This window comes from Polaromonas sp. (genome assembly GCF_041689105.1).
Classification (GTDB): domain Bacteria; phylum Pseudomonadota; class Gammaproteobacteria; order Burkholderiales; family Burkholderiaceae_C; genus Polaromonas.
Map to the genome: position 1 here is coordinate 1 of NZ_JBDNGU010000044.1, position 19,610 is coordinate 19,610.

Annotated in this window: 20 protein-coding genes and 3 pseudogenes; 7 read left to right on the forward strand and 16 right to left on the reverse strand. The window is 64.5% G+C overall.

The features are described 5' to 3' along the window. Positions 1-301: pseudogene (locus ACESMT_RS03910) on the forward strand (aspartate carbamoyltransferase); the annotation flags it as partial. A gap of 293 nt (positions 302-594) precedes the next feature. On the opposite strand, the pseudogene ACESMT_RS03915 reads toward ACESMT_RS03910, so the two are convergent. Together ACESMT_RS03915 and ACESMT_RS03920 are read right to left on the reverse strand one after the other, a co-directional pair. Beyond that, positions 595-1,195: pseudogene (locus ACESMT_RS03915) on the reverse strand (pyridoxamine 5'-phosphate oxidase family protein). Beyond that, positions 1,192-1,281: pseudogene (locus ACESMT_RS03920) on the reverse strand (glutathione S-transferase); the annotation flags it as partial. The pseudogenes ACESMT_RS03920 and ACESMT_RS03915, both read right to left, overlap by 4 nt. Positions 1,282-1,350: 69 nt before the next feature. Between ACESMT_RS03920 and gorA the strand changes: the two are divergent. Beyond that, complete coding sequence (gorA, locus tag ACESMT_RS03925; protein WP_372825265.1) at positions 1,351-2,733, forward strand: glutathione-disulfide reductase; 1,383 nt, start codon at positions 1,351-1,353, stop codon at positions 2,731-2,733. 12 nt (positions 2,734-2,745) lie between these two features. Here gorA and ACESMT_RS03930 read toward each other — a convergent pair whose 3' ends face one another. From ACESMT_RS03930 to phnG, 8 genes are all read right to left on the reverse strand, one after another. After that, positions 2,746-2,976 carry a hypothetical protein gene (locus ACESMT_RS03930; RefSeq protein ID WP_372825266.1) on the reverse strand — a complete coding sequence of 77 codons (231 nt, stop codon included), beginning with the start codon at positions 2,974-2,976 and terminating at the stop codon, positions 2,746-2,748. Between the two features lie 137 nt (positions 2,977-3,113). Continuing rightward, entirely contained in the window at positions 3,114-4,253 is a 1,140-nt protein-coding gene (locus ACESMT_RS03935) for an alpha-D-ribose 1-methylphosphonate 5-triphosphate diphosphatase (protein ID WP_372825267.1), read from the reverse strand. A gap of 14 nt (positions 4,254-4,267) precedes the next feature. Continuing rightward, the gene (phnL, locus tag ACESMT_RS03940; RefSeq protein WP_372825268.1) at positions 4,268-4,966 is read right to left on the reverse strand and encodes a phosphonate C-P lyase system protein PhnL; all 699 of its coding nucleotides are present in this window, start codon (positions 4,964-4,966) and stop codon (positions 4,268-4,270) included. A gap of 55 nt (positions 4,967-5,021) precedes the next feature. Further along, positions 5,022-5,849: a phosphonate C-P lyase system protein PhnK gene (gene phnK / locus ACESMT_RS03945; RefSeq protein ID WP_372825269.1), complete on the reverse strand. Its 828-nt coding sequence runs from the start codon at positions 5,847-5,849 to the stop codon at positions 5,022-5,024. Beyond that, entirely contained in the window at positions 5,846-6,751 is a 906-nt protein-coding gene (locus ACESMT_RS03950) for an alpha-D-ribose 1-methylphosphonate 5-phosphate C-P-lyase PhnJ (protein WP_372825270.1), read from the reverse strand. The genes phnK and ACESMT_RS03950 overlap by 4 nt, the downstream gene beginning before the upstream one ends. Then, entirely contained in the window at positions 6,748-7,905 is a 1,158-nt protein-coding gene (locus ACESMT_RS03955) for a carbon-phosphorus lyase complex subunit PhnI (protein ID WP_372825271.1), read from the reverse strand. The genes ACESMT_RS03950 and ACESMT_RS03955 overlap by 4 nt, the downstream gene beginning before the upstream one ends. Before the next feature lies 1 nt (position 7,906). Then, positions 7,907-8,503: a phosphonate C-P lyase system protein PhnH gene (gene phnH / locus ACESMT_RS03960; protein WP_372825272.1), complete on the reverse strand. Its 597-nt coding sequence runs from the start codon at positions 8,501-8,503 to the stop codon at positions 7,907-7,909. After that, positions 8,500-8,964, reverse strand: a complete 465-nt coding sequence (gene phnG, locus ACESMT_RS03965) for a phosphonate C-P lyase system protein PhnG (protein WP_372825273.1) — start codon at positions 8,962-8,964, stop codon at positions 8,500-8,502. Before phnG ends, phnH begins: the two co-directional genes overlap by 4 nt. A gap of 99 nt (positions 8,965-9,063) precedes the next feature. On the opposite strand from phnG, the gene phnF reads away from it, so the two are divergent. From phnF to ACESMT_RS03980, 3 genes are all read left to right on the forward strand, one after another. After that, positions 9,064-9,834, forward strand: a complete 771-nt coding sequence (gene phnF / locus ACESMT_RS03970; RefSeq protein WP_372825274.1) for a phosphonate metabolism transcriptional regulator PhnF — start codon at positions 9,064-9,066, stop codon at positions 9,832-9,834. Then, entirely contained in the window at positions 9,831-10,526 is a 696-nt protein-coding gene (locus tag ACESMT_RS03975) for a DUF1045 domain-containing protein (protein ID WP_372825275.1), read from the forward strand. Before phnF ends, ACESMT_RS03975 begins: the two co-directional genes overlap by 4 nt. Positions 10,527-10,749: 223 nt before the next feature. Then, entirely contained in the window at positions 10,750-11,283 is a 534-nt protein-coding gene (locus ACESMT_RS03980; RefSeq protein ID WP_372825276.1) for a phosphonate metabolism protein/1,5-bisphosphokinase (PRPP-forming) PhnN, read from the forward strand. On the opposite strand, the gene ACESMT_RS03985 is transcribed toward ACESMT_RS03980, so the two are convergent. The 4 genes from ACESMT_RS03985 to phnC are packed head-to-tail and all read right to left on the reverse strand — an operon-like array spanning position 11,280 to position 14,525. Continuing rightward, on the reverse strand, positions 11,280-11,834 hold the full coding sequence (locus ACESMT_RS03985; RefSeq protein ID WP_372825277.1) for a phosphonate degradation HD-domain oxygenase: 555 nt from the start codon (positions 11,832-11,834) through the stop codon (positions 11,280-11,282). The genes ACESMT_RS03980 and ACESMT_RS03985 overlap by 4 nt on opposite strands. Positions 11,835-11,844: 10 nt before the next feature. Beyond that, positions 11,845-12,603 (reverse strand): phosphonate ABC transporter, permease protein PhnE, encoded by a 759-nt coding sequence (phnE, locus tag ACESMT_RS03990; RefSeq protein WP_372825284.1) that lies wholly within the window; start codon positions 12,601-12,603, stop codon positions 11,845-11,847. Positions 12,604-12,662: 59 nt separating this feature from the next. Then, a complete protein-coding gene (gene phnD / locus ACESMT_RS03995) occupies positions 12,663-13,625 on the reverse strand; it encodes a phosphonate ABC transporter substrate-binding protein (RefSeq protein ID WP_372825278.1) in 963 nt (320 codons plus the stop codon). 36 nt (positions 13,626-13,661) lie between these two features. Next, entirely contained in the window at positions 13,662-14,525 is an 864-nt protein-coding gene (gene phnC / locus ACESMT_RS04000) for a phosphonate ABC transporter ATP-binding protein (protein WP_372825279.1), read from the reverse strand. Positions 14,526-14,629: 104 nt separating this feature from the next. Here phnC and ACESMT_RS04005 point away from each other — a divergent pair, with 104 nt between their 5' ends. Beyond that, positions 14,630-16,129 (forward strand): AMP nucleosidase, encoded by a 1,500-nt coding sequence (locus tag ACESMT_RS04005; protein ID WP_372825280.1) that lies wholly within the window; start codon positions 14,630-14,632, stop codon positions 16,127-16,129. Positions 16,130-16,269: 140 nt separating this feature from the next. Here the strand turns inward: ACESMT_RS04005 and ACESMT_RS04010 are convergent, their stop codons facing one another. Together ACESMT_RS04010 and purT are read right to left on the reverse strand one after the other, a co-directional pair. Further along, positions 16,270-17,361, reverse strand: a complete 1,092-nt coding sequence (locus tag ACESMT_RS04010; RefSeq protein ID WP_372825281.1) for a mechanosensitive ion channel family protein — start codon at positions 17,359-17,361, stop codon at positions 16,270-16,272. Positions 17,362-17,372: 11 nt separating this feature from the next. Then, positions 17,373-18,599, reverse strand: coding sequence for a formate-dependent phosphoribosylglycinamide formyltransferase (gene purT, locus ACESMT_RS04015; protein ID WP_372825282.1), 1,227 nt, complete (start codon positions 18,597-18,599; stop codon positions 17,373-17,375). A 247-nt stretch (positions 18,600-18,846) separates the two neighbouring features. On the opposite strand from purT, the gene ACESMT_RS04020 reads away from it, so the two are divergent. Then, positions 18,847-19,610: siderophore-interacting protein (locus ACESMT_RS04020; RefSeq protein ID WP_372825283.1), on the forward strand; the 764-nt coding region annotated here is incomplete at its 3' end.

The window sequence follows — 19,610 nt, forward strand, 5'->3', positions numbered from 1 at the left end:
AGTCAAGAAGACCAGGCAACACCTGCAAGAGATTCGGGATCAATTCCTGAAGGGTGACTTCTCCGGACCGTCCCATATACACGGGCAAGACATGCCAGGCCTGGCCGATCTAAAAGCATCCAAGCCAAGGCAGATCGCAATCGACTACAAAGAGGTGAAAGGCGGGGCTCAATTGACTTACACAACATCGGATGTGAGCCTCGTGGCAGCACTGCACAAGTGGTTTGACGCGCAGCTCTCAGACCATGGCAAGGACGCAATGGCGGGTCATACTCATCGCGATGGCATGACGAAGCAGTGACCTCTCAATGTAGCTAGAGGAGGCCAGTACGCTTGAATGAGTTGACTTTGACAAGGCGATGGCTTCACAAGTGGCTGCCAGTTAGCTGCCTTCGCGACCGACTGCTGATAGCCCGCAGTGTGAATCCACAGCCTTGCTCTGACAGTCCGGAATCTGCCAGAAGCAGCCCCGGGCACGAACCAGGCTACTGTTGATACCAGACGGCCATTCAGCGTGTTGACGACTTTAGTAACGCGTTGATCAAATCCAGCAAGCCGCCCGAGCCCGGCTGATTGCGCGCAGAGGAGACTTGTTCAGCCCTTCCCTGAAACGCTGGTAGTGGGCTGCGTCCACGCACCGGTGTGTACCAGCGCGGGTGACAGCTGCGCAGCGCCCCAGCGCAAAGGCAGCGCGGCCTGCAACCGTCTGGCCGTCTGCACTCTGACCCTCAGCAAGCGCTGCGCACCGGCAAAGGCTTGCAGCTCGGGACCGTCCCAGACGATCGCCGCCGTCACCGCCAAATACAGCAAGTCGCCATTTGCAAAGTCGATGAACAACAGGCTGGCGCGGGGATTGATGGCGATATTGCCCAGGGTGTTGAAGAAAAAATTGCCCGCAAAATCAGGCATGGTCTACACGCCACCGGCGTCCACCCGCACAAAGCCGGGCTTGCCGCTGCGGTGAGACACATCCACGCTGCCCGCCAGCCCGGCCTGGATGTATTTGGGGTAGTTGCCAAAACTCTGGCTCAATGCGACCTCAAATAATCACAAAAGGAAGCGGGGCAAAAAACTCGCAGTGCCCGTCTGGCATGAAATCGCGGATAACGCGCGGGCCGAGCTGCGCCATGCGCGCTTGCACGCCCACGCGGATCTGCACCGCCCGCTCCCCCGCGTGAAAGGCCGGTGCAGTCATGTGGCCAGCCCCACTGGCGTTTTGACCATGGGCACAAACCGCGGCATCGCCTCGATCCGGGCGAGCCAGGCGCGCCCCAAAGGGTAACCCCCTCAGGGCAGTGAACGCGGACCGGTGGTAAGGTCAGCGCCATCTCTTTCCAAGGATGACAGCACATGCAGACTTTTGACTTTGACCTCTTCGTCATTGGCGGCGGCAGCGGGGGCGTGCGCGCCGCTCGCATGGCCGCGCAGGGCGGTGTACGTGTGGCACTGGCCGAGGTGGCCGCCATGGGCGGCACCTGCGTCAACGTCGGCTGCATCCCCAAAAAGCTTTACAGCTACGCGGCGCACTATGCCGAGGCCTTTGAAGAATCGCGCGGCTTCGGCTGGACCGGCGAAGCGCCGGTGTTCAACTGGGAGCGGCTCAAGACCAACCGGTCACTGGAAATCTCGCGCCTTAACGGCGTGTACAACCAGCTGCTCCTGGGCTCAGGCGTCAAGATCATTGAGGGCTGGGCCACACTGGCCGACGCCCACTCGGTGGAGGTGGAAGGCAGCCGCTACACCGCCAAACACATCCTGATCGCCACCGGCGGCCGGCCCAGCCTGCCCGAGGTGACAGGCCGAGAACTGGTCATCACCTCAGACCAGATTTTCGACATCGATCCTTTCCCCGCGCGCCTGCTGGTGGTGGGCGGCGGCTACATCGCCTGCGAATTTGCCTCTATCTTCAACGGCCTGGGTTCAAAGGTCACCCAGCTTTACCGCGGCGCCCAGGTGCTGCGCGGCTTCGACGCGGAAGTGCGGGCCTTCGTGGCCGCAGAGATGATCAAGACCGGCGTGGACTTGCGGCTTCACGCCGATGTAGCGAGCATCAGCAAGGCGGCAGACGGGCTACACGTGCAACTGCAGGACGGCAGCAGCACCACGGTAGACGCCGTGCTGTACGCCACCGGCCGCCTGCCCAACGTGGCCGGCCTGGGCCTGGAAAACGCAGGCGTCTCGCTGAACCACAAGGGCGCGATAGAGGTCAATGCCCACTACCAGACCTCGGTACCGTCGATTTACGCCCTGGGCGACGTGACCGCACGCATCCAGCTGACCCCCGTGGCGCTGGGCGAGGCGATGGTGGTAGTGGACCACCTGTTTGGCGCCGCAGCCGGCAAGAAGCCGCGCCAGATGAGTTACGACTTCATCCCGACCGCCGTGTTCACCCACCCGAACATTGGCACCGTCGGTTATTCGGAAACCGATGCGCGCAAGGAATTTGGCAAGGTCAGCATCTACCGCAGCGAGTTCAAGGCACTCAAACACACCCTGAGCGGCAGCACCGAGCGCACGCTGATGAAGCTGGTGGTCGATGACGCCTCGGACCGCGTGGTCGGCCTGCACATGGTGGGAGCCGACGCAGGCGAGGTGGTCCAGGGTTTTGCGGTGGCGATGAAGGCCGGTGCAACCAAGGCTATTTTCGACAGCACCATCGGCATCCACCCGACGGGGGCGGAGGAGTTTGTCACGATGCGGGAGCCGATGAAAGAGCCGGCGCGTGCGCCCTGATCCACCCGGTCGTCACGCCGGTGGTGCGCTCCCCGATTCGGGAAGGAGCAGGCTGGCGCGTTCAATCGCCGCATCAAAGGCGGCGAGTTCCGCATCGCCCTGAAAAGCGGGTCGGCAGTCCAGCGGGTGAAACATCTGGTGTTGCAGCCGCCGCAGCGAATCAGACTTCTCCATCGCCTCAAGCACCTGTTGGGGCGCCAGTATCAGCGCAAAGGGGTTGGCGAGGCGGGCATCAACTCTCATGGCAGCTCCTTGAAGGGTTCCGTGGCACAGGCTTGGCAGATGGCTGTGACTGTAGGAGCGCCAGCAAATTTGGGCCAGTCAGCGGGCAGCCAGACCTCGTGTAGGCCGCCGACTGACACAGGTCAGCGCCAGACCCGTCAGAAAGCCCGTTCGCCCAGGTGCCAGGCGCCGCGCACGATGGGCATGCCGCCGCTCTTGCGCACGCGGATCAAGTCGGCACGCAGGCCAGGCGCGAGTTCACCGCGGTCCGTCAGGCCGATGGCGTGCGCCGGGTTGCGGGTCACCGACTTGACGGCTTTGGGCAGGCTCCAGCCCGCAGCTTCGTGGAGCAGAAAAGCCGACTGCAGCAGGCTGGCCGGCACGTAGTCGGACGAAAAAATGTCCAGCAGATCCAGTTGGGCCAGCTCCAAAGCCGACACGTTGCCCGAATGCGAGCCGCCCTTGACGAGGTTGGGACCGCCCATGACGATGGCAATGCCCGCGTCACGCGCCGCCTGCGCCGCCACCACGGTAGTCGGGAATTCGGAGATGGCGATGTTCTCATCGCTGGCCTGTTCGACATGTTCGATTTCCGTGTCGTCGTGGCTGGCCAGCGGTACGCCCCGCGCATGGCTGGCGGCGATCACGGCGGCGCGGTTGGGAATGGCATAACGCAGCTGATGCGCCGTGAGTTCTGCCACCAGCGCCTCGTACTGCGCATCGTCAAAACGGCCGTAACGCTCGGAATAGCGCCGGTATTTGGTGAGGTCGCGCCACTGCCGCTGGCCCGGCGTGTGGTCCATCACACTGACCAGTTCCAGCAGCGAATCGTCGGCGTAACGCTCGAAGACCTCGACAATGTCGGGCGCCGAGATCTCGCAGCGCAGGTGCAGCAAGTGGTCGACGCGCAACAGACCCTCGCCCCGGCACTCGTGCAGCGCCTGGATGGAGACATGCTGAGTCTGGCTGCGGGCGCCACCCCGGTCCATGTCGCCAATCACGATGGAGTCAAGCACGGTAGTGATGCCGGCCGCCGCGCACAGCGCATCGTGCATCACAGTGGCCGAATGCGCGTTCCACAGCACACCGGGGCGCGGCACCAGGTGTTTTTCAAGGTTGTCGGTGTGCAGCTCGACCAGGCCGGGCAGCAACCAGTCGCCGGCCCAGTCCTCCACACCAGGGACCGAGGTGTCGCCATGGTCGATGGAGCGGATGACTCCACCTTCGACCACCATGCAGCCGGTGAATTCTTCGTTGGCGGTGACGATGCGTGCGTTCTTGATGATGCGTTGAGTCATGGACAGGTTCCAGTTCAATGGGATGGGCGATGTTGTTCGACATCAAAGCAGCGGCTGGCCACGGCTTCGCGTACTTCATCGTCGTGAAAGATGCCGACAATGGCGGCGCCGCGGTCCCGCGCGGCCCAGATCAGCTCCATCACCACGCGGCGATTATCGGCGTCCAGCGATGCGGTCGGCTCGTCGAGCAGCAGTACCGGCTGGCTGGCGATCAGGCCATGGGCAATGTTGACCCGCTGTTGCTCGCCGCCTGAAAAGGTTGCAGGCGGCAAATGCCACAGGCGCTCATGCAGATTCAGTCGGGCCAGCCACTGCGCCGCCTCGGCCCGCGCGGCGTCGGCCGCCACGCCGAGCCTGCGCAGCGGTTCGGCCACGATGTCCAGGGTCGAGACGCGCGGAATCACGCGCAAAAACTGCGACACATAACCCAAGGTGCGGCGGCGCACGTCCAGCACCTCGCGCGGTGCGGCGTTCGACAAGCTCACCCACTGCCCGTCGTGGCGCACACGCACCTCGCCGGCGCTGGCGCCATAGTTGCCGTACAGGCAGCGCAGCAGCGAGCTTTTACCGCTGCCCGAATGGCCGGTGAGCGCCAGGCATTCGCCGGCGGCGACTTTCAGGTCGATGCCGGAAAAAACGGGCAACTCGAGTCCGCCGCGTCCGTGCAAGGTGAAGGTCTTGGATAGCCGGTTGGTTTCAAGCAAGGCGGTCATGGGCAATCATGTGTTGAATATTGACGGAGAAAACAGGATGGCAGGAAGGCAGGACTCAGGGCGTGAGGACCGAGGAGACCAGCAACTGCGTGTAGGCATGCTGCGGGTCGTCCAGCACGCGGTCGGTCAGCCCCTGCTCGACCACCTGTCCGTCTTTCATGACCAGCATGCGGTGCGCCAGCAGGCGGGCAACGGCCAGGTCGTGCGTCACGATCACGGCCGCCAGCTGGAGCTGGTCCACCAGCTCGCGCAACAGGTCCAGCAACCTTGCCTGCACGGAAACATCGAGCCCGGTGGTCGGCTCGTCCATGAACACCAAGCGCGGATGGGTCACCAGGTTGCGGGCAATCTGCAGCCGTTGCTGCATACCACCAGAGTATGTACCCGGCAGGTCATCGATACGATCCACGTCCAGCTCGACGCGCTCCATCCAGCTCAGCGCCTGGCCGCGCAGCTTTCCGTAGTGGCGGCTGCCCAGGGCCATCATGCGTTCGCCGATGTTGGCGCCGCCTGACACGTTCATGCGCAAACCGTCGCGGGCATGTTGCTCGACAAACCCCCAGTCGGTGCGGGCCAGCCAGCGCAGGCGCGCCTCGGACAAATCTGCCAGATTCACCAGCCCGGCTTCGCTGCGTGCCGGTGCGGCACCGGCGGCGCCCGTCTCGTCACGCACGTCGTAATGCACCGAGCCCTCATCGCAGGCCAGCCGGGCGGCCAGCAGGCGCAGCAAGGTGGACTTGCCGGAGCCGGACTCGCCAACCACCGCCAGCACCTCGCCGGGATAAAGCTCAAAACTCACGTCGCGGCAAGCCCAGCGCAGCCGGTTGCCCTGCATGAACTGCTTGCCGGCGCCGCGCACGGACAAGAGAAGATCGCTGCTCATCGTGCACCCTCCGCACTGGCCTGCACCATGACATCGGGCATGTGTACCGCCTGCTGCGTACCGCAATGCCCCGAGTCACGGCGCTCGCCGCAGAAATCGCTGTCCGAGCAGACGAACAGGCGGCTGCCTTCGTCGTCCACAATCATTTCATCGAGAAAACTGTCGGCAGCACCGCACAGCGCGCAGGCATGCTCCCAACGCTGCACCTCGAAAGGGTGGTCCTCGAAGTCCAGGCTGCGCACGGCGGTGTAGGGCGGGATGGCGTAAATGCGTTTTTCCCGGCCAGCCCCAAACAGCTGCAGAGCCGGGTTCATGTGCATCTTGGGGTTGTCGAACTTGGGTATCGGCGAGGGCGAGGTCAGGTAACGCTCGTTGACCAGCACCGGGTAGTCGTAGGTTTTGGAGATGGCCCCGAGTTGGGCAATGTCCTCGTAAAGCTTGACATTCATCAGGCCGTATTCGGCCAGCGCATGCATGGTGATGGTTTCGCGGCGACGCGGCTCCAGGCGAAACAGCGGCTCGGGCATGGGCACCTGGAACACCAGGATCTGCCCCTCCTTCAGGGCGGTTTCCGGGATGCGGTGGCGGGTCTGGATGATGCTGGCCTGCGCGGTTTTTTCGGTGGTCGCCACACCGGTGGTGCGCGCAAAAAAGCGCCGGATGTTGACCGCGTTAGTGGTGTCATCCGCACCCTGGTCGATCACCTTGAGCACGTCGCTGCGCCCGATGACGCTGGCCGTGACCTGCACGCCGCCTGTGCCCCAGCCGTAAGCAAAAGGCATCTCGCGCGAGCCGAAGGGCACCTGGTAGCCGGGAATCGCGACGGCCTTGAGCATGGCGCGGCGGATCATCTTCTTGGTGCGCTCGTCGAGAAAGCCGAAGTTGTAGTTTTCGTCCATCATGCTGCTTTCTGTATCGCCGCCGCTGTGCGGGAGCCGGCTGGTCCGCCGTCCTTGTTGGCCTGTTGGTCCTGCGCGTGGGCGGCACGCAGCTTGCGCACCAGCTCCAGCTCGGACTGGAAGTCCACGTAATGCGGCAGCTTCAGGTGCTGCACAAAACCTGAGGCTTCGAGGCTGTCCGCATGCGACAGCACAAACTCCTCGTCCTGCGCGGGCGAGGTAGCCAGCTCGCCCAGCTCGCTGGCGCGCAGCGCCCTGTCCACCAGCGCCATGGCCATGCTCTTGCGTTCCGCGCCGCCAAAAGCCAGGCCGTAGCCCTGCGTGAACTGGGGCGGGTGCTCGCGGTTGCCGGCAAACTGGTTGATCATCTGGCACTCGGTCACCTCGACATCGCCGATGTCAATCGCAAAACCGAGTTCATCAGCCATGATTTCCACCGCCACCTTGCCGCGCCGGATTTCACCGGCAAACGGATGGCTGTTGGCATAACCGCGCTGGGTTGAATAACCCAGGGCCAGCAGCCAGCCTTCGTCACCACGCGCCAGCGCCTGCAGGCGCAGCGGCCTGTCCGCCGGAAACATCAGCGGATCGCGCGTCAGGTCGCCGGGCTCAGCCTGCGATGTGGGCTGCGGCGTTTCCATCAACCCCTCACGCGCCATCAACTCGTTGATACGCGGCATGCTGGCCGGCATGCCCTGCCCCGATGCTGGTGGCTCCTGTAACGCTTCCCGCTCGCCCTCAGCGCCTCCTTCTGCGAGCAAGGCAAAGTCGAGCAGGCGCTGGGTGTAGTCGTAGGTGGCGCCCAGCACTTGACCGCCCGGCACGTCCTTGAAGGTGGCCGACACCCGGCGCGACAGCTGCATGCGCGCAGTGTCCATGGGCAGGCTGTAGCCGAAGCGCGGCAGGGTGGTCCGGTAGGCACGCAGCAGAAAAATCGCCTCGATCAGGTCACCACTGGCTTGCTTGATGGCCAGCGCCGCCAGCTCCGGGTCGCAGAGCGAGCCCTCCGACATCACGCGGTCTACCGCGAGCGGCAGTTGCTCGCGGATCTGCGCCACCGACAGTGGCGGCACCGAGGTGTCGCCGCGGCGCTGCGCATCCAGCAGGCGCCAGGAAGCTTCGATGGCGGCAGCGCCGCCCTTGACTGCAACATACATGCTAGATACCCTCCACGCGCCGAACGCGGGTCGTGCGCGGCAAACCCAGCGCGGTGCCCGCGCAGGTAAACACAATGTCAACTCCCTGAGGAAAAGACGCATGGTTGGCTTGCCAGTCGGCCCAGAACCCGTCGGGCAGTCCGGCCAGCCGGACCGTCTGCTTGTTGCGGATGCCGGGGCCGTGCCACTCCACGGCAGGACCGGACTCCAGCGAGATCAGCTCGATCAGCAAGGTGGCCGAGTCTTCGGGTGACTCCAGTGAACCGGCTGCAAAGGCAGCCAGCGGCGGCATCAAGGCCGGCTCGCTGATCACGGCGAAAGCCGCGCCTGGTGGCGTCGCGGCTGGCGTGGCGCCGGTATGAAAGCGCAGCCAGTCGGCGGCAACACGGTCACCGTTTTGCCACCAGACCGGCGTATCGTCATCCGTCAGCGCAAGCAGCAGGTGCGCCATCGCGGGGCCAAGCGCCAGGCCGGCAACAGGCCGACCGACGGTCACAGGTTGCCCCGGCCGAGACAGCGCGTCAAGCGCGCCCCGAAAAGCAGCTTGCGCCTCATGCACCTGGTCGGCAAAACCCGCGCTCATGGGTTGTGGACTCATGTTTCACCCCGCACAAAAGTAAAAAATTCGACTTTGGATTCGGCGGCCGAACGACCAGCTGCATCGCGCTCCGCTGCCTGTCGGCGCAGCATAGGCTGGACCACCTCGCGTTCAAGCTGCAGTTGCCGTGTGTCGTCCTGCAGCAGCGCATCAAACAGCGCAACCAGCTCGGCCTTGCGGCGGTCACGCCCCAGCGTGTAGCCGACCCCCAGCGCGCCAGCGCCTACCCGCAACGCGCAACGCGTAACGGTGGCCTCGCCCAGATTGAAGGCGTCACCGGTTCCGCCTACCCGCCCGCGCAGCATGACCATGCCCCGCTCGGGCGGCCTGACATGTTCGATGGCAGGCAGGTTGTCGAGGGTAGTCAAGGCCTGCTCCAGCTCGGGCCGGCTGGCCCTGGCCAACACACCCAGCCAGCGCGTGCGCGCCGACTTGTTTTCATTCACGGAGCTGTTTGTCATACAGATGTCTAAATCAGTCACTAGAGTTGAAGGTATCGCTGCCATACACCGCAGCGGGTGCCAGAAAACCCTAGTTCAACCGGACAACATGACCAAATGATGACAAGCGAACGCTCTTTCTCCAGCGCGCCGGGAAGGCGCAGCGGCGTTGCGGTGTGGAAGCAGATCGCCGACACGCTGAGTACCGAAATCCGCGACCGCGCCTTTGCCGCCAGCGGCCGACTTCCCAGTGAAGCCGAGCTGTCGCAGCGCTTCGGCGTGAACCGCCACACGCTGCGCCAGGCGGTCGCTGCGCTGCAGGTTGACGGTCTGGTCCGCGTCGAACCGGGGCGCGGCACCTTTATTCAGCACGAGCTGCTTGACTACGTGTTGTCGCGTCGTACGCGATTCAGCGAAAACCTGCAGCGGCAGGGCTTGCTACCCAGCAAGCAGTTGTTGACCGCCCGTGAAATACCGGCACCCGAGCGCGCCGCCCACGAGCTCCGGCTGGACAAAAGCGCCAAGGTGCTGATGGTCGAAATGCTGGACGAAGCCAACAACCAGCCGATTGCGCTGGCCACGGCCTATTACCCCGCAGCCCGGTTTGACGGGCTGCTGGACATGCTGAGCGACGGCACACGCACCACCGACATCCTGCGCCATTTCGGTGTGGCCGATTACATACGCGCCGAAAGCCGCGTCACCACCCAGATGCCCTCCGACGAAACCGCCCGGCTGCTCAAGCAGCCGACCACGCGCCCGGTGCTGTGTGTCGAGTGCCTGGACGTGGACATGGAAGGACGCCCCATCAAATACGGTGAGACGGTTTTCTGCGGCGACCGCGTGCAACTGGTGGTTGGTACCGGGCAGGACGCGGGGGAAAGTGCGTGACCCCGCGTTACGCCATTTATTTCTCGCCCGCCAAAAATTCACCGTGGTGGGAATTCGGCGCGCACTGGCTGGGCCGCGACGAACACGACAACACAGCGCTGCCGCAGCCGGCTCTGGCGCACATCAGCGCGGCAGAGCTTGCAGCCATCACCGCAGCGCCACGCCGCTACGGCTTTCACGCCACCCTGAAAGCGCCGTTTCGCCTGTCGGCCGGCCACCGCGAGGCCGACCTGATCGCGCGCCTGGGCCGGCTGGCACAGACGCTGGCACCGGTGTCGTTGGAGCCGCTGCAGCTTGCAACGCTCGGCAAATTTATGGCGTTGGTACCCGCAGTGCCCGCCGCCAACCTGCAGGCGCTGGCGGCCGCCTGTGTGACTGAACTCGACGACCTGCGCGCGCCGCTGGCGCCAGCAGAACTGGCGCGGCGCCACAGTGCCGGCCTGGACGCGCGCGAGGCCGAGCTGCTGGCGCTGCATGGCTACCCCCATGTGCTGGAAAGGTTTCGCCTGCACCTGACCTTGACCGGCCCGGTGGAGCCTGCTGTCCTGCCGCTTGTCCATCACGCCCTCGCCGCCGACATCGCCCGCCTCAACAGCGAGGCGCCCCTGGCGCTGGACCGCCTTTGCCTGTTTGTCGAGCCGTCACCCGGCGCACCATTTCAACGCCTGATCGATGTCAGGCTGCTGGCATGAGACCCCTGGCGAGGGGCCCCGGCGAAGCGGGGGATCGACAGCAGGCGAATGCCAGCAAGAAGCCGACGCCTTTTGGCGGGCTGATCGTTGACCTGGCGGGAGGCGACGGTATGAGACCCCTGGCGAGGGGCCCCGGCGACGCGGCGGATCGACAGCAGGCGAATGCCGGCAAGGAGCCGACACCTTTTGGTCCGTTGACAGCGGGCTCAGAGGGAGGCGACGCATGAAGGTCACATGGGTGTTTGTCTGCGGTCCCTCGGGCGCCGGCAAGGACAGCGTCATCAACTCGGCCAGCCAGCTTTTGGGCAAGCGCAGTGACATCGTGTTTGCGCGGCGCATCGTCACACGCGCCGTCCACCCCGGCTCCGACCACGATGCCGTGAGCGAGTCCGCTTTTCTGGCGCTGCTGCAAAGCGGTGGCTTGTGCTGGCACTGGCGGGCGCACGGGTTCTACTACGGCATCGCGCGGCACTACGCCGACCAGGTACAGGCCGGCCGCCGGGTGGTGGTCAACGGTTCACGCGACCATGTCATGGGCCTGGGACCTTCCCCAGAGCGGCGGGTGGTGGAAATCACCGCTGCTGCGCACCAGCTGGCGGCGCGCCTGGCGCTGCGCGGCAGGGACGTCGAAAGCGCCATGGCCGAGAGGCTGGCCCGCAACTCAAGCCTGCCCACCCTGCGGGCCGACTGCGTGATCGTCAACGATGCGGCTCTGGCCGTCGCGGGCCAGCGCCTGGCGGACTACTTGACTGGTTAGGCGGCGCCAGAAGTGTGCAAATTTTTCAAGACCGCAGCATAGTGGGCCCAATCTGGGGGCGTGGCCTGGGGGTCTTTGGCACCATCGTCCCAGCGGCGCAATGCCACCGCGTCAGTGGCAAAGGGCTGGTTGATAAATGCTGCGGCCTCCTCCTGCGAAAACGGTCCGCCTTGCAGTGCCAGGCTGCGCTGGGAGGCTGGCGACAGCGACGCCCAATAGAGCCCATCCACCTGGCACAGGTAGCGCTTGGCATCGACATGCATGCGGATGGGCGCCAGCACAGCCTCGCCAAAAACGCCGCGTAAAAACGGGATCGCCATGAACTGGTGCAAGTCGTCCGTGCCCGCAGATTCAGGTGCGCTTGCGGGAGCCAGCAAGTGTCCCAGGTCGTGCAGCAACGCAGCAGCGACCAACGCTGGCGAAGCGCCAGCGCGCTCAGCCAGGTGCGCGCACTGCAGCGCATGCTGCTGCTGGGTCACGGCTTCGGAGCCGTATTGAACCGCTCCGTTCGCATGGAACAGTTCCGTGATCTCATGGAGGGTCAGTGCCACGCTTGTCCTCCTAAACGAGCGCTTTGCGGATACGCGCCGAGATCAGGTCAATGACACTGACGGTGACGACGATGATGATCATCACCGCGCAGGTCTCGGCGTACTGGAAGCCCCGGATGATCTCCCACAGCACCACGCCAATGCCGCCGGCCCCCACCATGCCAACCACCGAGGCGGAGCGCACATTGGACTCGAAGCGGTACAGCGTGTACGAGATCCACAACGGCAGCACCTGCGGTATCACGCCGTAGAGGATTTCCTCAAGCGCGTTGGCGCCGGTGGCGCGTATGCCTTCGACTGGTTGCGGATCGATAGACTCCACGGCTTCCGAAAACAGCTTGGCCAGAATACCGGTGGTGTGAATCCACAGCGCCAGCACGCCAGCGAAGGGGCCCAGCCCCACGGCGACGATAAACAGCATGGCAAACACCATCTCGTTGATGGCGCGCGCCGCATCCATCAGCCGGCGCACCGGTTGCCGGACCCAGACCGGCGCGATATTGGCCGACGACAGCAGCGCCAATGGCACAGCGCAAACCACGGCAAGCGCCGTACCCCACAGTGCAATCTGCACTGTGATGACCATCTCCTGCAGGTACATCTCCCACTGGCTGAAGTTGGGCGGGAAAAAGCTGGCTGCGTACTCGGCCATGTTGCCCGAGTCGCGCAGCAGGTCCAGCGGGCGCATGTCGGCGCCCTTCCAGGACAGCGCCAGCAGCGCGAGCAGCACGCCCCAGGCCATCAGGCCCAGGAGACTGGCACGCGGCATGTTCGGTAGCGCAGGCGGCGTTTGCACCGGCAGGCGCGCAGTGGTACTCACGCCGGTGCTCAGTTCTTGGTCAGCTCGGCGAGCTTGCGGTCAATCTCGGCGACCTTGGCCTGCTTCTCCGCGCCAGGCAGGTTCGCGTCAGCCTCGAATTTGTTGCGCTCCTTGAACAGTTCAAGCTGGCGGATCGGAATCAATTGCGCGTTGGTCGAGGGCTTGAAGGCCGACAGCTTGGATATGCTCATGAGCACGTCTTTTTCCTGCTGGCTGGTTTTGCCGTAGCCGTAGAAGAAGTCTTTGATCTTTTGCTTGGCAGGCTCTGGCAAGTCCTTGCGTATGACCATCGGGTCCAGCGGGATCAGCGGTGAGGTCCAGACCACGCGGATGTCCTTGAACTTTTCGGGCAGGCGGTCCTTGATCTTGTCCAGGTTTTCGCTGTTGTTGGTGGCCACATCGACCTGCTTGTTGGCCACTGCCAGCGCGTTGGTCTCGTGGTTGGCGCCGCGGGACACCTTGAAAGCGGTTTTGGCGTCAATCTTGTTTTTTGCAAAAACGTAATAGCTGGGTACCAGGAAACCGGAGGTCGAGTTGGGGTCGCCATTGCCGAAGGACAGGTTTTTGGCGTTTTTAAGCACGTCGTCGAGCGTCTTGTACGGGCTGTCCTGGTGCACGATCAGATGCGAGTAGTAGCCCTGTGTGCCGTCAGCGTTGACCATCTGGGCAAACACCTCGCCGCCGGCGCGGTCCACGGCTTCCATCGCGGACTTGTTGCCGTACCAGGCCACGTGCACTTTGCCGAAGCGCATGCCCTCAATGATGCCGGCATAGTCGGGCGCAAAGAAGGCATTGACCTTGTAGCCGGTCTTTTTCTCCATGTCTGCAATCAGGGGCTGCCAGGAAGACTTCAGGTTCTGCGACGACTCGGTAGAAATAATTCCGAGATTGACCTCCTTGAGGTCTTGGGCGACGGCCGGGGCGGCTAGCAAAGTGGCAGCGACCAAGCCGCCCATGAGTTTCTTGAACATGGTGATTTCCTTGAGTAGGTTGTGTGAAAGGTGAGCTCAGGCGGCCTGCGCCATGGGCGTCGGCCAGGCCAGATGGGGAACGGGTTTGACCTTGTCTTCGAGGCTGGAGATCGCGTCGCCCAGGGACAGGATGTCGTCGGCTTCAGCGCCATACAGGTCGCGCAGCACGGCAGGCGTCAGGCCGACGGACGGGCCGTCGTACACGACTTTTCCCTGGTGCAGGGCGATGGTGCGGGCGCAGTACTTCATGGCCACGTTGACCTGGTGCAACGAGACCACCACGGTGCACTTGTCTTCTCGGTTGACGCGGGCCAGGATGTCCATGACCTTGCGCGAGGACTCCGGGTCCAGTGAGGCAATTGGCTCATCGGCCAGCACCACTTTGGCGCCCTGCACCATGGCGCGCGCAATCGCCGCACGCTGCTGCTGGCCACCCGACAACGTGGAAGCCCGCTGCGCGAAACATTCGGCAATACCGACACGGCGCAGGGCTTCGATGCCGCGCGCCTTTTCCTCGGGCGTGAACCAGCGGATCAGGCTGCGCCACATGGGCACCCGGTGCAGGGTGCCGGCCAGCACATTGACAAGCACCGGCAGCCGGCCCACCAGATTGAACTGCTGAAACACAAAACCGATACCGGAGCGAACCGAGCGGATGTTAGAGGCGATTTTTCCGTGGCTTTGCACCGTCTTGCCGTGGATCACGATGGACCCTTGCCCGGCCGCGTCGCCCGCCATCAGTCCCGCCATATGCCGCAGCAAGGTGGATTTTCCGGAACCGGAAGCGCCGATCAGCGCCACCATTTCTCCGGGCGCAATGCTCAGGTCGATCTGCTGCAGGGCCTTGCGGCCGTTTCCAAAGGTTTTGCTGAGGCTGTTGATTCGAATGGCGGCATCCATGGTTTCTCCAGGTGATTGCCGTTGAATCTAGGGGGGCAATGTGTCGGTTTCGTGTCAGTTACGGCCAGCAGCCGCGTTTTGGGGGAGCGGGGCACAATAAGCCCATGCCTTATCTGCCTGCTTTTATTGCTCCCACCCGTTACACCGACCCGGCGGCTGCGCTGGCCCAGGTGCAACTGATTTACGAACAGCAAATCACCCACCTGCGCAGCGCCATGCACCGCTATGTGGCTGGCGAAACCCTGCCCGGCCATGTGCGTGCCTGTTACCCCTTTGTGCGGGTGCAGACCGAGACCGTGGCGCGTGCCATCCTGGAGACACCTGACATTGACCAGCTCAGTTATGGCTTCGTCGCCGGCCCTGGCCGCTTCGAGACCACCCTGACCCGGCCCGACCTCTACGGCAACTACTACCTGGAACAGTTCCGCCTGCTGCTGCAAAACCATTCTGTGGAACTGGAAGTGGGCACCAGCACCCAGCCCATCCCCGTGCATTTTTCGTTCGCCGAGCACGACCACATCGAAGGCAGCCTGAGCGCCGCGCGCCGCATGTTGATGCGCGACGTGTTTGACCTGCCCGACCTGGCCGCCATGGACGACGGCATTGCCAATGGCACTTACCAGCCCAGCCCCGGCGAGCCACAGCCGCTGTCGCTGTTCACGGCCGCGCGGGTGGACTACTCCCTGCAGCGCCTGCGCCACTACACCGGCACCTCGCCGGACTGGTTCCAGAACTTTGTGCTGTACACCAACTACCAGTTCTATATCGACGAGTTTGTGCGCCTGGGCCATGCGGCCATGGCAGACCCTGCCAGCGAGTACGTCGCTTTTGTCGAACCCGGCAACGTGGTGACGCGCCGCGCCGGCCTGCCGCCGGTGGCCGGCGACGAACTCGGCATGGCACCGCCCCGCCTGCCGCAGATGCCGGCCTACCACCTGATGCGGGCCGACCGAAGCGGCATCACCATGGTCAATATTGGCGTCGGCCCGGCCAACGCCAAAAACATCACCGACCACATCGCCGTGCTGCGCCCGCACGCGTGGATCATGCTGGGCCACTGCGCCGGCCTGCGCAACAGCCAGCAGCTCGGCGACTACGTGCTGGCCCACGGTTATGTGCGCGAGGACCACGTGCTCGACGAAGAACTGCCCCTGTGGGTGCCGATTCCGGCGCTGGCCGAAATCCAGGTGGCGCTGGAGCGGGCCGTCAAGGATGTTACCCACCTGCAAGGCCCCGAGCTCAAACGCATCATGCGCACCGGCACCGTGGCCTCCACCGACAACCGCAACTGGGAGCTGCTGCCCGGCAACCAGCCGCAGCGCCGCTTCAGCCAGAGCCGCGCCGTGGCCCTGGACATGGAAAGCGCCACGATTGCGGCCAACGGCTTTCGCTTTCGTGTGCCCTACGGCACGCTGCTGTGTGTCAGCGACAAGCCGCTGCACGGCGAGATCAAGCTGCCGGGCATGGCCAACCACTTTTACCGCGAGCGTGTGGACCAGCATTTGCGTATCGGCATGCGGGCCATCGAACTGCTGCGCGAGCAGGGCATCACCCAGCTGCACAGCCGCAAGCTGCGCAGCTTTTCGGAAGTGGCGTTTCAGTAGACGTTCTGCGCCGAACTGCAGCTTGCTATTTATTCAATAGCTGCTTGCGCACATTCAGCAAGGGCTGGAGGCACTTTTCTTGTAAATTCAGGCTATCGCGCTGTTGCAGCGGCTGGCTGGCTTGTTGCCCCGGCGACCAGTCAAGCCAGGGGCGACGCGGGTTCTTCCGGTACACGCGTCAGCTCGGCGCGCATCAGCGGCAGGTGCTGCGGGTACTCGCGTTGCATGAAATCCACCAGGGCTTCGCGTACCTTGCAGCGCAGGTCCCAGTTCAGGGCGGCATTGCCAGCCGTGACCAGCACGCGCAGCTGCATGCTTTGCGCCCCCGCCTCCACCACCTGCAACAGGCACAGCCGCTTGTCCCACTCGCTGGCGGCTTCGCACGCGCGCTGGGCGGCCTGGCGCAGCGGCTCCAGCGGCATGCGGTAGTCCACCCACAGTAACACCGTGCCGATGATGCTGGCGCTTTTTCGCGTCCAGTTCTGGAACGGGTTTTCGATGAACCACTGCAGCGGGATGATGAGCCGGCGTTCGTCCCAGATCTTGAGCACGACGTAGGTGCCGGTGATCTCCTCGACCTTGCCCCACTCGCCCTGGATGATCAGCACATCGTCCAGCCGGATCGGCTGCGCCAGCGCAATCTGCAGGCCGGCGATCAGGTTGCTGAAGATGGGCCGCGCCGCGATACCGACTACCAGGCCGACCACACCCGCTGAGGCCAGCAGGCTGGCGCCGAACTGTTTCGCACCTGGAAACGTCATCAACATCAGCGCCAGCCCGGCCAGCAGCACGATGAACATGGCCGTGCGCGCCAGCATGCGGGTCTGGGTGTGGATGCGCCGCGCCTGCAGGTTGTCCTCGACATCCACCGGGTGACGGCCGATGACGCCCTGGGCCACGCCGCGGATGGCGCGCATCCCCAGCCAGGTCAGCGCCACCAGCAGAAGCAGCGCATTAGCATGGCGCACGCCAGCGATCAGGGCAATCTCGTCGGGCGCGCCCTGCCAGACTGCCTGCAGCACGATTAACGGCAGCAGCAGCTGCGCCGGAGCCCGGGACTGCTGCGCCACCACCGCAGCCACCGGCGCGAAACGCGTGGCACGCAGCACCAGCGCCGAGCCCACGGCATGCACCAGCAAGGCCAGGGCCACCGCGAGCGACGCCACCAGCAAAAGGCGCAGCGAGGAGTCGTCGGCCCAGTTGAGCAGTGTGGTGAGTTCAGGAAGCTGCATGGGTCCGCTCCTCAGGGTGTACGCGGCTTGACCCGCGAGGCTGCCAACTTGGCATGGACCCGCGCAGTCTCCACATCGGCGTCGAAGGCGAGCGCCACGCCCATGCGGCGTTTTACAAAACTCCCGGGTTTGCCGAACAGGCGGATGTCGGTATTGGGCACGCGCAGCGCCTCGGCCACACCGTCGAACACAATGCCCTGCGCATCAACACCACCGTAAATCACAGCGCTCGCCCCCGGGCTTTTGAGCGCGGTGTTGACCGGCAGGCCCAGGATGGCGCGCGCGTGCAGCTCAAACTCGTTTTGCCACTGCGTACACATCGTCACCATGCCGGTGTCGTGCGGTCGCGGGCTGACCTCGCTGAACCAGATCTCGTCGCCCTTGACAAAAAGCTCGACGCCGAACAGGCCCAGGCCGGACGGTTTGCCGTCATGGCCGATGCCGAGGTTGTCGGTCACGGCCTTGCAGATGTCGCGGCTTTTCTTCAGCGCAGCGGGCGCCATGGGTTGCGGCTGCCAGCTCTCCACGTAGTCACCACTGACCTGCACATGGCCGATAGGCTCGCAAAAATGGGTTTCGATCTGCCCATTCGCACCCACCGCACGCACCGTGAGCTGGGTGATCTCGTAATCAAAGTCGATGAAACCTTCGACGATGACACGGCCATGGCTGACGCGCCCGCCGGCCATCGCGTAGTCCCAGGCTTGCTGCACGTCAGCCGGGCCGCTGATCTTGCTTTGGCCCTTGCCGGACGAACTCATCACCGGCTTGACCACGCAGGGGTAGCCGATTTTCGAATCAATCGCCGCCTGGAGCTCGGCCAGCGAGTCGCAAAACACATAGGGGCTGGTCGGCAAGCCCAGGGTTTCGGCGGCGAGCCGGCGAATGCCTTCGCGGTCCATCGTCAGGCGCGCCGCGCGTGCCGTAGGCACCACCCGCACCACGCCGGCCGCTTCGAGCTCTTCCAGCATGGACGTGGCAATGGCCTCGATCTCAGGGACCACCAGATGCGGCCTGTCCTTTTCGATCAGCGCCTTGAGCTGGGCCGGATCACTCATGGTGATGGTGCGCGCATGGTGCGCGACCTGCTGGCCGGGCGCGTTGTCATAACGGTCGGTGGCGGTGGTTTCCACGCCCAGGCGCTGCAGCGCAATCAGCACCTCCTTGCCGAGCTCGCCGGAGCCGAGCAGCATGACTTTGGTGGCATGGGGGGACAGGGGGGTTCCAAAAATGGTCATGGGGAGTCAGGGAGTCAATTGATCGCGATGTGAAAGGCGGCGCTTGCATCTGGAAACGGAAACGCCAGCCTCGGAAAGTGACACTTTACTTCACCCCGGCAAGCACCCCTGCCCATCCGGCCCCAAGCTGGCCCGGCACCCTGTATTAGCCCTACTGGTCATGGACTGGTAGATTCTGGATGACAATTATTCTCATTAACTCGGTCTCCCGCCCTCCCCGCCTCCCATCTCACCCAAAGGACTCTCTTTGACCCACCCTGCCCAGGATGCCAGCCCCGCCGCGAACGCCCCGGCGACTCCGCGCAAACGCCGCCCGCCGCGCCACGTGCGCGTCAGCCGCGTGCAGGTGCTGAGCCCGGCCATGCGCCGCATCACGCTGACCGGCCCGGAACTCGAAGGTTTCGCGCCCGCCGGCCCCGCCAGCTACATCAAGCTGATCTTTCCCGAGCCGGGACAGAGCGAGCCGGTGCGCCCCCTGCCGGACGGCCCGCGTGCCGTGTCCATGCGGACCTACACACCGCTGGCCGTGCGCCCCGAGGCGCTGGAAGTTGATGTGGATTTTGTGCTGCATGGCGAAGGGCCGGCTTCGTCCTGGGCGGCGCAGGCCAGCGTCGGGCAGGTGCTGTTTTTGATGGGCCCCGGCCCGGGTTACGCCTTGGAGGAGGCCGCCACGCAGCACGTGCTGATTGCCGACGACAGCGCGTTGCCGGCGGTAGAGACCATCCTGGCGGCGCTGCCCGCCAACGCGCGTGCCCAGGTTCTGCTGGAGGTGATCAGCGATGCGGAGCAGCGTCCGCTGCACAGTGCCGCCCCGCTGGAGGTGGTCTGGCTGGCGCGCGGCGCCGACCACCGCGCCGCCGGCCTGCCGCTGGAAAAAGCACTGCGCAGCGGGACGGTGATTGCCCCTGATGCGCGGATTTACCTGGCCTGCGAGGCCGCTGCGATGCGCCGCATCCGCAAGCTGCTGACCGATGAGCTGGGCATCGCCCGCAGCCAGATCGTTGGCCGGGG

Bases quoted from the DNA above. Each gene is read 5' to 3' on its own strand.
- ACESMT_RS03935 (WP_372825267.1), bottom strand. From the start codon at position 4,253: ATGACTCAACGCATCATCAAGAACGCACGCATCGTCACCGCCAACGAA.
- ACESMT_RS03955 (WP_372825271.1), bottom strand. From the start codon at position 7,905: ATGTATGTTGCAGTCAAGGGCGGCGCTGCCGCCATCGAAGCTTCCTGG.
- phnF (WP_372825274.1), top strand. From the start codon at position 9,064: ATGACAAGCGAACGCTCTTTCTCCAGCGCGCCGGGAAGGCGCAGCGGC.
- ACESMT_RS04010 (WP_372825281.1), bottom strand. From the start codon at position 17,361: ATGCAGCTTCCTGAACTCACCACACTGCTCAACTGGGCCGACGACTCC.
- phnD (WP_372825278.1), bottom strand. From the start codon at position 13,625: ATGTTCAAGAAACTCATGGGCGGCTTGGTCGCTGCCACTTTGCTAGCC.
- phnK (WP_372825269.1), bottom strand. From the start codon at position 5,849: ATGAGCAGCGATCTTCTCTTGTCCGTGCGCGGCGCCGGCAAGCAGTTC.
- ACESMT_RS04005 (WP_372825280.1), top strand. From the start codon at position 14,630: ATGCCTTATCTGCCTGCTTTTATTGCTCCCACCCGTTACACCGACCCG.
- ACESMT_RS03980 (WP_372825276.1), top strand. From the start codon at position 10,750: ATGAAGGTCACATGGGTGTTTGTCTGCGGTCCCTCGGGCGCCGGCAAG.
- phnL (WP_372825268.1), bottom strand. From the start codon at position 4,966: ATGACCGCCTTGCTTGAAACCAACCGGCTATCCAAGACCTTCACCTTG.
- phnH (WP_372825272.1), bottom strand. From the start codon at position 8,503: ATGAGTCCACAACCCATGAGCGCGGGTTTTGCCGACCAGGTGCATGAG.
- phnC (WP_372825279.1), bottom strand. From the start codon at position 14,525: ATGGATGCCGCCATTCGAATCAACAGCCTCAGCAAAACCTTTGGAAAC.
- ACESMT_RS03950 (WP_372825270.1), bottom strand. From the start codon at position 6,751: ATGATGGACGAAAACTACAACTTCGGCTTTCTCGACGAGCGCACCAAG.
- purT (WP_372825282.1), bottom strand. From the start codon at position 18,599: ATGACCATTTTTGGAACCCCCCTGTCCCCCCATGCCACCAAAGTCATG.
- phnE (WP_372825284.1), bottom strand. From the start codon at position 12,603: ATGCCGCGTGCCAGTCTCCTGGGCCTGATGGCCTGGGGCGTGCTGCTC.
- phnG (WP_372825273.1), bottom strand. From the start codon at position 8,964: ATGACAAACAGCTCCGTGAATGAAAACAAGTCGGCGCGCACGCGCTGG.
- ACESMT_RS03930 (WP_372825266.1), bottom strand. From the start codon at position 2,976: ATGAGAGTTGATGCCCGCCTCGCCAACCCCTTTGCGCTGATACTGGCG.
- gorA (WP_372825265.1), top strand. From the start codon at position 1,351: ATGCAGACTTTTGACTTTGACCTCTTCGTCATTGGCGGCGGCAGCGGG.